This is a genomic window from Patescibacteria group bacterium, assembly GCA_018819405.1.
Taxonomy (GTDB): domain Bacteria; phylum Patescibacteriota; class Patescibacteriia; order UBA1558; family GWA2-36-10; genus XYD1-37-29.
Genome location: JAHJQF010000001.1, coordinates 177,809 through 191,918 on the forward strand (window position 1 = coordinate 177,809; position 14,110 = coordinate 191,918).

Annotated in this window: 14 protein-coding genes; 2 read left to right on the plus strand and 12 right to left on the minus strand. The window is 34.9% G+C overall.

Annotated features, from left to right (window positions below; genetic code table 11):
- Positions 1-170 precede the first annotated feature (170 nt).
- Positions 171-1,739, plus strand: a complete 1,569-nt coding sequence (locus tag KKH39_00855; protein MBU1202583.1) for a hypothetical protein — start codon at positions 171-173, stop codon at positions 1,737-1,739.
- Here the strand turns inward: KKH39_00855 and KKH39_00860 are convergent.
- Complete coding sequence (locus KKH39_00860; protein ID MBU1202584.1) at positions 1,734-3,608, minus strand: DUF2079 domain-containing protein; 1,875 nt, start codon at positions 3,606-3,608, stop codon at positions 1,734-1,736. The two genes, KKH39_00855 and KKH39_00860, sit on opposite strands and share 6 nt — an antisense overlap.
- Positions 3,609-3,747: 139 nt before the next feature.
- Here KKH39_00860 and KKH39_00865 point away from each other — a divergent pair, with 139 nt between their 5' ends.
- Complete coding sequence (locus KKH39_00865; protein MBU1202585.1) at positions 3,748-4,518, plus strand: hypothetical protein; 771 nt, start codon at positions 3,748-3,750, stop codon at positions 4,516-4,518.
- A 65-nt stretch (positions 4,519-4,583) separates the two neighbouring features.
- Here KKH39_00865 and KKH39_00870 read toward each other — a convergent pair whose 3' ends face one another.
- From KKH39_00870 to KKH39_00920, 11 genes are all read right to left on the minus strand, one after another.
- The gene (locus KKH39_00870) at positions 4,584-4,979 is read right to left on the minus strand and encodes a pilin (protein MBU1202586.1); all 396 of its coding nucleotides are present in this window, start codon (positions 4,977-4,979) and stop codon (positions 4,584-4,586) included.
- Positions 4,980-5,045: 66 nt separating this feature from the next.
- On the minus strand, positions 5,046-5,396 hold the full coding sequence (locus KKH39_00875) for a pilin (GenBank protein ID MBU1202587.1): 351 nt from the start codon (positions 5,394-5,396) through the stop codon (positions 5,046-5,048).
- An 84-nt stretch (positions 5,397-5,480) separates the two neighbouring features.
- On the minus strand, positions 5,481-5,801 hold the full coding sequence (locus KKH39_00880) for a pilin (GenBank protein ID MBU1202588.1): 321 nt from the start codon (positions 5,799-5,801) through the stop codon (positions 5,481-5,483).
- Between the two features lie 41 nt (positions 5,802-5,842).
- Entirely contained in the window at positions 5,843-6,478 is a 636-nt protein-coding gene (locus KKH39_00885) for a pilin (GenBank protein MBU1202589.1), read from the minus strand.
- A complete protein-coding gene (locus KKH39_00890; protein MBU1202590.1) occupies positions 6,475-7,848 on the minus strand; it encodes an extracellular solute-binding protein in 1,374 nt (457 codons plus the stop codon). Before KKH39_00890 ends, KKH39_00885 begins: the two co-directional genes overlap by 4 nt.
- Positions 7,845-8,717 (minus strand): UTP--glucose-1-phosphate uridylyltransferase, encoded by an 873-nt coding sequence (locus KKH39_00895; GenBank protein MBU1202591.1) that lies wholly within the window; start codon positions 8,715-8,717, stop codon positions 7,845-7,847. Before KKH39_00895 ends, KKH39_00890 begins: the two co-directional genes overlap by 4 nt.
- A gap of 122 nt (positions 8,718-8,839) precedes the next feature.
- Positions 8,840-9,514 (minus strand): hypothetical protein, encoded by a 675-nt coding sequence (locus KKH39_00900; protein ID MBU1202592.1) that lies wholly within the window; start codon positions 9,512-9,514, stop codon positions 8,840-8,842.
- Entirely contained in the window at positions 9,489-10,790 is a 1,302-nt protein-coding gene (locus tag KKH39_00905) for an O-antigen ligase family protein (GenBank protein MBU1202593.1), read from the minus strand. Before KKH39_00905 ends, KKH39_00900 begins: the two co-directional genes overlap by 26 nt.
- Positions 10,791-12,215 carry a flippase gene (locus KKH39_00910; protein ID MBU1202594.1) on the minus strand — a complete coding sequence of 475 codons (1,425 nt, stop codon included), beginning with the start codon at positions 12,213-12,215 and terminating at the stop codon, positions 10,791-10,793.
- A 136-nt stretch (positions 12,216-12,351) separates the two neighbouring features.
- Positions 12,352-13,359, minus strand: a complete 1,008-nt coding sequence (recA, locus tag KKH39_00915) for a recombinase RecA (protein MBU1202595.1) — start codon at positions 13,357-13,359, stop codon at positions 12,352-12,354.
- Between the two features lie 70 nt (positions 13,360-13,429).
- Positions 13,430-14,107, minus strand: coding sequence for a helix-turn-helix domain-containing protein (locus tag KKH39_00920; protein ID MBU1202596.1), 678 nt, complete (start codon positions 14,105-14,107; stop codon positions 13,430-13,432).
- Positions 14,108-14,110: the final 3 nt, after the last annotated feature.

Below are 14,110 nucleotides of genomic sequence, written 5' to 3' on the forward strand. Positions count from 1 at the left end.
TTTCCACTTGACGGAAAAGCAAATAAATAATAAGCTACTAATATCACCATTGATCAAGAATCCCCGCGTCCGTGCCTGGCGGGGATTTTTGTTTTACATAATTACTACTACCCGCGTCATTTTTTGACGGAAAAAATGACGCGGGGTAAAATATAGCTATGACTAAATTAATGAAAAAAATAACCGCTTGGAAAATTGATTATCTATTTCTATTTATCCTAATGTCTGTCTATTACTCCTGGATACAATGGAATAATTTTATAGGGGATCCAGACGGATTTTATCACGCCAAACTGGCCATTTGGTTAAGACAGGGTCATTTTATACAATCCTTGCCTTGGATGCAATTTTCCACACTACGTGATTCATTTACTGACCATCATCTACTCTATCATATATTACTGGCTCCATTTACTTATATACCCAACCCCCTGGTGGGTGTAAAAATCGCCACGGTTGTTTTTGCCGTTTTGATGGTCATGACTTTTTATTGGCTACTAAAAAGAATGAAAATTATCTGGCCAATAGCTTTTGCTTTGGCCTTTCTTACTTTAAATGGACTTAACTTTAGGATATCTTTGGTCAAAGCAAATAGTCTATCGCTGCTCATAATATGGCTTTTAATCTATGCCCTGTTCAACAAAAAAATATGGTTGAGTATGCTTTTGAGTTGGCTCTTTGTCTGGTTATATGGTGGCTGGCCTTTGGCTATCTTGATATTAATTACTTATATAGTAAGTGAAAAAATATACACGCGCATTCATAGTAATAGAGTCAAAATATTTTGGGATAAAGCTATTCATTTTTTTGAAACAGACAGTAAGCACAAAACCCTAAAAATATCTACAGCTCTACTGACTGGATTAGCCTTGGGTGTAATCATTAATCCATATTGGCCACAGAACCTTTACTTCTATTATCAACAAGTCATCCAGATCGGATTGATAAATCAGGGACAAAATTTTGTCGTGGGCGGAGAGTGGTATGGTACCAGTATAATGAATATCATATCATCAGCTCCTCATGTTTTTGTCCTAGCCTGCCTATCTTTTCTGACCTTATTTTTTAATGTAAAGAAAGCCTCGCGACTTAGTTGGTTTAGTTTTATATTAGTTTTTGGTTTTATGATACTAACTATAAAATCTAGGCGATATGTAGAATATTATATGCCCTTTGCTTTACTATTTACCGCTAGCTCAATTACTGACTTAAAAGATTTTATAAAATTGGACAAAGTTATATCTATCTGGGAAAAACTTGGTCTTAACTTAAAAATATATTTATCAGTAGTTGCCATGGTCTTTTTTACTATGGTAATGCCCTCTATCTATGACCGTATTTTAAATGTAAAATTATCCGATAGCTGGACAATGGACAAATTTTTGCCTGCCACCAACTGGCTAGCTGAGAATACCCCACCTGATTCTATAGTTTTTCACAGTGATTGGGATGAATGGCCTGTTTTATTCTATCACAATGACCACAATTATTATTTGATAGGCCTAGACCCAACTTTTATGGAAAATTATAATAGCCAGCTACACAAAACATACCGAGATATTACAAACGGTGAAACTAAATTTTCTGTGGCCAAACAAATAAAAAATTATTTTGGTGCTAATTATATTTTTGTAGATAAAAACGGCCATCAGGCCTTTATTGATAATCTTTCCCGAGATAAAGATGTAGAGCTTATGTTCAACGATAACGATAGTTCAATCTATAAAATAAATCTATAAATCTAGGTATATTATTTTACTAAGTGCTTCGGTCTTCATATCAAAGAAGGACGACCTCTTTTTGTCTAGAACACTTACACCGTCAAAAGCAAATATCTGAAAAGATTTTATACGATCTTCTAGATAATAAAAAAATATCATCTCTCTGTCCTGCCATTGACTGTCCGGAAATAATCCATAGTCAATAGGCAGGTCATAGCTATCATCGTCTGTATAAAAACGTATTATATAATATTGTTTATTTAGATTTGTTGGTTTAAAAGTTAAGGCTAATTTCTTTCCCTTATCCTGAATAAATTCTGATTTTTTAAAAACTAATTGTCCCTGTGTTTTTGAGCTCTTTTGGCCTGTCTGATACAGTATTTTATTTTCTAGCTGAGGATTAATATCCCGTTTTTGCCACAATAATATATTGGCTTTTACTTCCACTAAATTATAATTTTCTAGCTTCTTTCGAAAAGGCTCTGGCAAATTTATCTCTACCTTATCTTTGGCCAATAGCCACTTGGAATCTTGCAAAATATCTATAGATTCTCCATAGTCAAGTATTATATAATCCACCAAGGGCCAGTCAAAGCTATTTATATAAAATTGACTACGGCCGATATAAGCGTAGCTAAATGGATAGACTACCTGTCTTTGGCTTAGTTGGGGTAAAAGATTTAAACTAGCAATCACACTACTATCACGACCAACAGTCTTTAACATATCATAACGTACATTATTGATATTTTTATCAAAATTTGCAGCTAGGACATCTTTGACGGGAGATAAAAATATGGAAAAATAGACTACGGCTACCAAAAACATACCTACAAAAATATCTTTATTTTTATAAATAAAATTGCTAGCCAAAAAAATTTTTTTTTCCAAAAGTAACCTGACTGAAAAAATAAAAGCAATAAAAATGGCCGGCAAAAAAACCAAAACATAGTGTAGAGAATAGACTATAGAATTAAAGCCTTGGGCTGCTAATACAAATTGAATCAGAGGCACAAAAGCCAACCAAAAATATTTTGGTTTTAAAATTGGAATAAAAAATAAGGTTATCAATAAAACGAAAATGCTTCCTATATTTTGTATAGTAAAAATATGAGCAAAAACTTCTAGCAGCCAGGTCCAGGGATTTTTCCAGGCTTCTATTATCCAACTATAATAAACTACAAACTTATACCCTTGGCCATCGGCTATATGACCAATAGCCAACATTGCTAAAATAAAATATAAAATTGGTACAAAAAATGCAGCCATTTTCCACTTGAGACTACGCTTATCTAAAATAGCCAAAGGCAAAAATCCCAAAAGCATCAAGGCAATATCTTCTCTTACTAATAAAGATAAAATCATAAACAATATAAACAGCCCAAAAAATTTCTTATAATAAAAATAAAAAGCAAAAAATATAAAAAATATTGCCAAAGGCAACATATGAAATTCAAAAAGATTAGCATTATGGACAAAAGGATTGATGAGCCAAAGCAAAGATATAAATAAAGCTAAATGTTTCTTTCCTATAGCCAATTCGGCAATCAAATAAATTGGCCAGGCGCAAAGGGCAAGAATAAAACTCTGAATGACCAGTAATATTTCCGGACCGGGGTGTATGGCATAAAAAGGAATTAAAAAAATAATAGCCAAAGCAAAATGATCTGCCAAGTAATTGTTTAGATTGATAGTCAGATCAAACCAACGCCCCTGTAAGGTATTAAAAAATACTTGGTTAAAAATCGCCAAATCAAAAACATTATAAGCAAAATTATAATATTTTTTTAAACTCAAAAAAGAGAATAATAAAATATATAAAATAATAAAACCAGTCAAAAAAATAGCTGCTTTGCTATCAATATATCTTTTTAAAACTTTATACATAAATATATTATATCATAAATAATCACATTTTTATCTTTATTAAGATTGACAAAATAGCTATATTATGATATAAAAATATGATGGTCAACAATGCCCTTACTAGGGCTTTAACCTTTGTTCCCTTTCGAAAGGACAAGTCATGAAAAAACTGCTGTTCTGCGCCATTTTGTTGGCGCTGGTGGCTGCCCTAGTCTCTGGCTGTACTACTCCCGGCAAAAAGTGGTACGGCTACGATCGCCAAAGCAAGGAATACATCCAGCTCGACAAGCAACCCTTTCAGCAGGCGGTTTACAACCTCTCCAGTTACACAATCTTCTTCACTCTGGAGGGCAAAGACGCCTGGTCTTGGACCGACCCCTACTACCAGATTGACCCTGGCTACTCTGGATCTCTGGAAATACACCAGAGCTACACCAGCGACAAATTTCGCGCCTACTTCTGGTGCAAGGGTTGTCAGGATGTCCTGGGCACTACCGAAGAGATGATCGAGTTCGAGCTGCCCGGTCTGGCCACCATGCCGACCGATACACTGATTGTCACCGATGCCATGCTTATGGGCGATGCCCTCCAAGAGATGGCTGTCAAGAACATGACGGGTGTTGACTTGCACTACTACGACAATCGCGGCAACGACTTCGTGATAAAACATGGGCAAGCCTGGAGGCTACTGGTACTCTCCGGACCCTACAACTTCTGGGTTGAGCCTGTCATCAGACTCAAGTACGAAGCAGCCGCACCGGTAAAGCTGGGACAAGTAAGTTCCGACAAGCCGTTGATTATTGACCGGCGACGCAATGCCTTGTGGACTGACCAGAACGGTCAACCCATTTATATCGGCGCCAAACGCATCATCGGTGCCGATGAAATTCCGCGCTTCTGGCGGGAAAGACGGCATTGGGCCGAGTACTAAAAACCCCCGCCTTGTTCTGCAACACAGAACAAGGCGGGGGAATTTTTTTATATAAATATTTTACACTAACCAGTAGCTTCACCACCACCGGTACCAGTACCAGCATTATCAGCTAGAGCTCTCAAAACAAAACTGGCAATTGCATAAGCCATGACAACTATTACTAGACCAATCACTGAGTTTTTTATAATGCTTTTAGCTTCATCAACTTGTTGGGAGTTTCCTTGGGAAGTCATCCACTTAAATCCTCCCCAAATAATCAAAACCGTAAAAAGCATGCCCAAAAGAGAAAGTAACGCGTTTATAATTCTGGCTATCATTTGTTGAGGGCTGACACCTTTTATAAGATTGCTGGCATTAGCCGCTTCTTCCAATCCGGTTTGAGCGGCATAATCAGAAGCTGATACTGCCAAAGGCAGTAATGCAACTAATAAGAAAATTGTATTTTTTATAGATTTCATATGCAATATAAGCTTTAGTAGGTCATCATGATAAATGACCCACTATAGTCTAGACTACATAGGTCGTTATATGGTCTCATTATAAAGTGACTGCAATACGAATCTAGATATCGCATAAGCGGTCAAAATTATAACCAAACCGACAATACCCGCACCGATAAGCTTTTTAGCTTCGTCAACTTTTTCAGTATTACCCTGAGAAGTCATCCATTTGAATCCACCCAACAAAATAATCAAAGTAGCTAAAATGCCCAAAAAACCTAGCACAATATTTACTACTCCACCAATAGTATCTCTTAAGGGTTTTGAACCCAAAGCAATATTGGTAGAGGTAAAATCATTAATACCCCATTGATCATCTGAAGCTGATGCCACTGCTGGGAAAAATGCTAGTAAAGAAATCAAGAATTTTTTCATTTTTTCACCCCCTTTCTATTTTAGAAAAATATTACTTAAAGTATATACTAAAATAGCTTTTTTTTCAACGATTTGTCAATACTTTTAAGTAGTGCCCCGTAAAATGTCAAACACAAAGTTTATGACAATATAACTTAAAAATATTACTACCAAACCTAATATGGCCCAAACAATACTATCCTTGCCTTTTTTTACTCTCTCAGAGTTACCAGATGAAGTCATCCACAAAATGCCACCCCAGACTAGAAAAAATAAAGCCAAAGCACCCGATATACCAAGTAGGCCTCTGATCATTTGTCCAGCTAATTCTGGAATACTGTCAGCACTTAATGGATTTGGTACTTCTACTGCTGCTTTAGCTGATAGTGGTAATAGTAACAACGAAAATAAAACTATTTTTTTCATATCTAATTTTTAATATTTGTTGAATATATAAAATACTAAGGTTAGTATATTTTAGAACCATCGGTAGCACAAACCTGTTCACCTGGACAGCATGACGTACAACCAGAGACAGCATAAGCACCATTATAATCTTGCGGATTATAATTTTCTGGCAAACAAGCTGTTTTATAATTATTTTTTAGACCAGCATAAACACATTGTGATATACAAATTTCATTATAAACTACTAACTCTGCTTGCGAAAACGTCCCCGAGCACACCATTAAACTCCCTGGCTCTCCACATGGAGATCCAGGCCCCTTTCCTTGGCAAGAAATTGTAGTGATACGATATGGTTCTTTAACATTTAAAACCTGATTAACAAAAAAATCCAAAATTAGATAGCCGCCAAAAGCAACAATAATAGCAAAAATAGTGTTTGTCATTATATCTTTGCCTTTTTTTACTCTCTCAGCATTACCGGATGATATCAACCATTGAACACCTCCATAAACAAAATAGACCAAAGCTACCGCTCCCATAGCCCCCAACATCAACTTGATCAACAAAAGAAAACCTGTAGCAATATCTTCAAGGCCACAATTTCCATATTCTATACATCCTAATCCATCCAAAAATCCCGCCCTGGCTATTAGAGGACTAGTTAAAAAAATTAAGCTAACAAAAAATTTTATCATTGCGGTTCTTTATATGTTTGATTTATCTGACCAACCAATAAACCTAGGCTTGCGTTTTTATCATCCAAAACATATTCTCCTGATAAAAGCTTGTCAATAAAATCTCCTAAGTATTGTTCAGCCAGATTAATATTGTAACCTCTATACCAAGTATCAGCAGTCAAAACCTGAGAAGCAAATATTGAAGTATCATAATTAGCAATCTGCTTGTCAATCAAAGAACGTAAAGCTGTTGGCTTTTTATTTTCAGTTAAATATTTTGATACCAAATCCTCTGAAGCTGTTGTCTGGACAAAATTCCAGGCTGCATCCTGATTTTTTGATTTTTTGGCAACCACATTAACCCAAAAATTAGCATAATATTTGGTAATTTCTGCGCCTCTAGTTTGAGGAAAGTTTGTAATACCCCAATCAAATTGAGTCTTTCTACGCCTTAATTCATCAGCATGATAACTATAGCCAAAAAAATAAGCTAGTTTGCCACCAGCAAACATCTCAAAGGCATTTTCCAAATCACTATTCCAGCTATAACTAGCTTTGCCCGGCTTGGCAAAATCTGTATAAAAAGCAAAGGCTTGAGCAAGTCTCTGTGCAGAGTCTTTATCGTCTAAAGGTGAAAAGGCCGTCTCTGATTTAGCGTTTACCCCATTTTGCATCATGATAGAAGAAAAAATATCAAAAAACCTAGGTATATTATCAGTACCACCAAGAGCAACTGCTGATTGAATTATTTGATTGCCCTCTGTTGCTTTAGTCAGCTTTGGAGTCTGATCCACTAAATCAAAAAAGTCAGTAATTGGTTCCGCTATACCTGCTTTGGTAATCATGTCTAGATTATAAAAAGTAACTAGCGTATCTAATGAATACGGCAAACCATATATTTTTTCATCAACTATTATATTGTCATAAACTGCTGGAACATACTTAATCTTTATATCTTGAGGAGACAAGCCGGCAAATTGTCGCATCACTATCACAGTTTCTGATTTTATAGAGCCCTGTATTTCATATATTGGAATTTTGTGAGCTGAGGGCATAACTACTATCCTATGTTGATAAGCTTTTATCCAATTGGCTGGAATCGCAAAAATATCCGGTCCTCTGTCATCAGCCCAAGCTTCCAAAAGCTCGCGTTCGTATTCTTCATAACGAAAACGTCTATAATTTACTTTTACAGTCGGATGGGTTTTTTCATAATCTGCAATCAATGTTTTCAATTGAGCCTCTGTATCCCAAACACCCCAGTATTCCAAAGTAACCGGCTGGTAAAGCTCCTTATCTGATCGAAAAGGATTCCACTTGCAACCAAAGCCACTGTTTAAAACAAGGGTAAATAATAATAAAATTGTAAAAATTCTAAACCTTCTCATTTTACTTTTTTAAAATAATCTTTCAAAAATTCTCTGAGCTCTTTTCTTTCCATGGCGTACTCCAGTGTGGCGCGCAATAAATTCAAAGGATCCCCAGTAGTCAGCCACTCTCCATCTTTTATTTCTTTGGCATAAAACTTTCCGCCGGATTTTATATAATTTCTGATAGCATCAACTATCCATAGTTCGTTGCCTTTTCCCAATCGTGTTTTTTGTAAAACATCGACTATGTCCTGATTCAAAATCATACGACCAAAATCAGCCAGATTAGAAGGAGCATCTTTGATAGATGGTTTTTCTATAATGTCATTTAGCTGCATTGTCTTTGTGTTTTTCAAACTGACAATACCATATCTATCCACCTGATCACGCGGCACTTCTTGAACCCCAATCATCAAATGTCCGGTTTTGTTGTAATCATCTACCATTTGCTTGGCAAAAGGTATTTTTGATTTTACTAAATCATCACCCCAGACGTACATAAAAGGCTCATCATCAACCAAGCTAGCTGCCGAAAGAACTGGTGTGCCATTACCATATGGCCCTTTTTGTCTTATATAAACAAAATTGGCCATTTCTGAGATTTTTTTAACTGCCGCTAGCTTATCTTTTTTTCCGGCTTTGGCCAGTTCATTTTCTAGAGCCCAAGAATGATCAAAATGATCCTCAAGAGGTTTTTTGTCCCACTTGGTCACAAGTATAATGTCCTCTATGCCAGCTGCCACCAATTCTTCAACTACTAGCTGAATAACCGGCTTATCTACTATTGGCAACATTTCCTTGGGCATGGTTTTGGTAGCCGGCAAAAGCCTAGTACCTGATCCAGCTACAGCAACTACAGCTTTTCGGATTTTTTGATTTTTTTTCATCCCGTTATTATTCTAAAATATTTACAACTATCTTATTTTTTTGTTCCCCGCAAAAAATCGTGAATTTCTGACGGGATTAATGCTTTTATTATACTAAAATTTGACCTAAATGTAAATTGTTTTTACTTTAAAATAAGGCCTTTGTGTTCAGTAATATGAGCGGAAAAATCCATAACTATCTTCAAAAATACCAAAATAATAACTGCTGACATACCAAAACCAAGCGCCGTGGCAAAAAATCCCCCAAAAATAATAGTCAAATGCATAGTTACTATTCTTTTATATGGGGCAAACATCTGTTTATTTATGGTGGTCTTTAGATATTCTTGTTTTTTTATAAAATTATAAATATAAGATATGGCGTGACTCAAAAATAAAAAAGATAAAGATATAAATAGAGTTTTTAAATAAGAAAATACCGTGATAAAAGCCACGTCTGTATATGTCGTCTTTGGCAAATCGGGCTTGAAGAAAGTAACAATAAAAAATAAATGCCCAAACATAAACATAGAATAATGAATAATAAAAAAAACAATAAAAAATATCTTAGTCGGCTCAGATATTTTATCTGTTTTACTCTGCCTATTTTTCTTGGTCAAACCAATATCTTTTATATGTTGCATTTTCAAAACATTAAAAAATCCTACGACTGTACTTTCTAGCCAATACAAAATCAATATTGTGAAAATATCCCAACCAAAAAACAAAACTCCAAAAATAGGAATTAAGTTTACTAAAAACAGAGACAAAACTGTCGGATAAGCCAAATAACTAAAATATTTTTTCAAATCCGCCATCTTTTTTATTTTTATAAACAAATAAACTAAAAGCTAATAGTATAAAAAATAAGATGCTTAAATCATTTTTAAAATAGGGTACATCTACCAAACCGTGTATGAACCAAGTAAGCCAGGCCAAGATTAGCGGCCAAGCAAAAATATTTTTATCAGCCAAAATCTTTTTTAAAATATAATATATATAAGCCAACAATCCTAAAAATCCAAATAAACCAAGGAGGCCCATTTCTGTCCAAAAATTTAAAAATATATTATGAGGATAAAGATATATTTCTATCCAATCTATACGGTGATAATTATTCATAGCCACTTGATAGCCATTTAGACCACTACCTAAAACAAAATTATCTTTTAGCATAGCTAGAGTCTCTCGCCATTGCCAGCTCCTGATTTCCAATGAGCTAATGTCCAGTCCTTTACCTGGTGAAAAAAGTTGATAAAAACTATTTGGTAAAAATAATATAATTACTGATAGAGCTAGACAAGCTAGTAAGATACCCCATTTTCTTGTTTTTTTGGCTAATATAAGCCATATAAATATAGCTGCTAGCATAGCCAGCATTGCCCCCTCGCTGACCGCAAAATAAGATAAACTAACTCCCAAAATTCCCAACAATAAATAATGCCAATTGCGCCCCTTATTTTTTATCATTAGCCAGAGAGATAAGAAGAATATTGAGATAGGAGCGCTAATAAGTGCTAAGGCATTAGGATAAGAAAAAACGGCGGTCAGTCTTTTTGCGTGTGGGAAATTATATGCGGCAATATAGTTCCAGTCTGTAAAATTTTGATACATAGCCACTACAAACAACCAAGCCAATAGTAAGCCTAGCCCATTTATAATAATTTTTATATCTTCTTTATCCTTGACAGTATAGATAAAAACCAAAAAAAACATAATTGGCTCCAAAAAATATGCCCGCCAGAGTCCAAGAGCACTATACGTAGGATTTACCAACCAAGCTAAGACGCTAGCTAAAATCCAAACAGATAAAAGTAGCCTAAGTTTATAAGGAACCTGATTTTCGGATTTCCTTTTTAAGAAAAAATTTATCTTTTTATATCTTTTCTCTTTTATCAACCAAATTATAAATAACAAAACAATCATTAATTCCAAAAAAGTAGTTGGCATTCCCAAAATATTGAAGCGCCACAAATAACTAGGTAAAAGAGTTATTATTGCTGCTATTGCCCAGATAGTTTTTTTATAAGCAGTGAAAATAAAAACCAAAAGCGAAGCAGTGAAAATAAAATTTAGTAGCAAATCAATGCTCATTTATTTTTTATTAAATATTTCTTTAATAAGCGACTGATTGATTGCTTTAGTAAAAAATAAAACCAAGATATAAATTAAACCGGCAAGGATTGTCACTAGTATAATATTTTTATCCTCTAGCAAGCTAGCTACAAAAGAAGCAATGACTGCTGCTATGATACTTTTTATTAATACTTTGAAATTTAAATTAAGCGAAACATTCTTTTTTACTACCACAAAAGCAAAGACGACTATCAAAATCTCCACCAACAAAGTCATATACGCTGCTCCCCAATAAGAAAAACGGGGGATAAGGGTAAAATAACCCAAAATTCCTATGCCAGCTGTAATCAAAAAATATTTGACCATCTGCTTTTGCAAATTAAGAGCTACTACTAAATAAGTAAATAATGTTCCAAAAAATATAGCAGCTGTCGCTATTATCAAAATATTTAATATTGGCCCAGATTTGACAAATTCTTGCCCCGCCAACAGAGTCATCAATGGGCTGCTAATAAGCCAGGTGACAAAAATCATAGCCACACTAATAATACTAAAAAAATCAAAACTATGTTGTAGACTATTTTTTAATTTTTCTTTATTCTGAGTCACCCAAGCGGCTGTAAAAATGGGCAATATAAGACTCATAAACATATGGGGAAAAGTAGATAAAACTTCCAAAACTCTATAAGGCGCTCCATATATAGCTACATCTTCTGGGCTGTGATAAGCTGATAAAATTAAAGTATCAGCCTTGAAATAAACCAAATTCAATACCACTGTAATAGCTAGTGGCCAAGTACGATGAAATACCTGCTTCCAATATACAAAATCCCAAGCCAGTTGTAGACTCACATATTTTTTCAAAAATACCAAAAGTAAAATAAAAGCCGTGCCTTGTGTAATCACATTAAAAAATAATATTTGATTGAGGTTGCCGGAAGTTTTAAAAAGATAAATCAAGGCTAAAGCGTATAGTGTTTTATTGACCAAATCTGTAATAGCTACTTTTGGCATAGCCAAATTTTTGGAAAAAACCGCGGTCAAAGTAGAAATTATACTTTGGAAAAAATAACAAAACATAAAAATAGTTACACCTATTTTTACTTCTTTAGTATAAGGGAAAAATTGAACAACCAAGGGTATCAAAATCAAAACCAGAACAGCCGAAACTATTCTGATAGTAAAAATATTATTTACAATTCTATTCTCATCTTTACGTTCTTTGGCTGCCGAAATTTCCCTGAGCAAAGTAAGGTAGAGTCCCAGATCCACCAAAATCATAAACATCTGAACAAAAGCAAAAGCAGTGGTATAATATCCAAAACCAGCTTGACCCAATATCCTAGTGATAAGTGCCAAGGACAAAACACCTATAAAAATATTTAAAGCCCTGATAATAACCTGCCACAGGGTATTTTGAAAAATCTTATTAGCAATCGACATGCTCCGTTAGAAATATTAAATAATCTATTATATCCCCGATAGAACAGCTTGATTTCTAACGAGGCATATATCAAATTATACTAATAAAAAGAGCCCCTAGCAAGCTACGAGACTCTTTTGTATAAACAAATTATAATTATTGTTCTGAGGAGCGGTATTCTTTCCAAACCTTATCTTTTATCTCCTTTATAAGTTTTGGGTTTGCCCTCAAATACGATTTAGCATTTTCACGCCCTACGCCCAATTTTTCTTCTCCATATGTATAAGAATTGCCTGATTTTGAAATAATACCAAAAGCTAAGGCCGTATCCAAAACATCTCCAGCTACCGATATTCCTTCATTATACATAATATCAAAAACTGTACTCTTAAATGGGGCCGCTACTTTATTTTTTACTACTTTGGCCTTGACTTGGTTACCAATTATCTTCTCACCCTGTTTTATTTGGGCACTGCGACGCACCTCAATCCTAAGAGATGAATAAAATTTTAGAGCATTACCGCCAGTAGTAGTTTCGGGATTGCCGAAAAATACACCAATCTTCATTCTTATTTGATTGATAAAAATGACAATGGTTTTGCTCTTGTGCACAATACCAGCCAATTTTCTCAAAGCCTGGCTCATCAATCTGGCCTGCAGTCCCATATGACTATCACCCATTTCTCCCTCTATTTCAGCTTTTGGGACTAAGGCAGCTACTGAGTCAATAACTATCACATCTATACCACCCGAGCGAACTAGTGTTTCTACAATTTCCAAAGCCTGTTCACCAGTGTCTGGCTGAGAAATGAGTAACTTATCAATATCAACGCCTATTTTTTTGGCATAATCAGGATCCAAAGCGTGCTCAGCATCAACAAAAGCCGCTACGCCTCCCAATCTTTGTACCTCAGCTACCACATGCTGAGCCAAAGTGGTTTTGCCTGATGCTTCAGGACCATAAATTTCAATAATCCTGCCGCGCGGCACTCCACCAACTCCCAAAGCAATGTCCAAAGACAAACAGCCCGTGCTAACCGCCTCTACATTCATAGCTTTGGCCTCTCCTAAATTCATTATGGAGCCCTCACCAAAACGCGATCTTATTTGATCAATAGCGTTTTTAGTAGCTTGATCTAGGCCTTCTTTTTCTTTTTTAGCCATATCACAATTCCTTTCTTAGTTTAGCAAACTAGCCTGTTTTGCTTGCTTTTCTTACTTATTAATCTTTAAACTAGTCTATAATATCCCTAAATATTATCAATTCTAAATTATTGATTTTACTATGTTTCTTTTTAGCATTTATTTGCAAATTATTCAAGCCGCTGACAAGATTTACTTCTTTGATAAAATTACCATCACTATCTAAAAGAACTGTTTCATTATTGATAGTTAGCTGAACTTCCGGCTTTGTCTGCCCCTTGATAAAGACGCTGCTTTCGCTGGTACGAAAATTGTTGTTTGGCTCGCTAATAATAACTTGCGGTGGTGATACAATATTATTTATCTCCCAAGCCAAATATCCCAAGAGAATTAATACCAAAAAACCAATAGATAAAATTTTCAAAAAATTTGGTTTCAAAATATTATAATTGGGGATGCTTTTTGAGTCATTTGGTTTAGAAACTTTTATTAATTTATCTCTGACTGATTTCTCTATTTTATAATCTGCCAAAAGCTCGCTAATATCTAAAGACAAAAAATCGGCATAAAGTTTTAGCCATGCTTTGGCATAAATATCGCCCGGCAACTTTTGGTAATCTCCTTCTTCTAAAATCTCCAAATACTTTATCTGTATTTTAGTTGCCTGACTCATTTCCTCCAAAGAAACCTCTTGGCTGATTCTAGCTTGTTTTAATTTGTCAGACAAAGTCTGACCTCGGCTTATTTTCTTTTGTCTAAAGCTGGCCATATA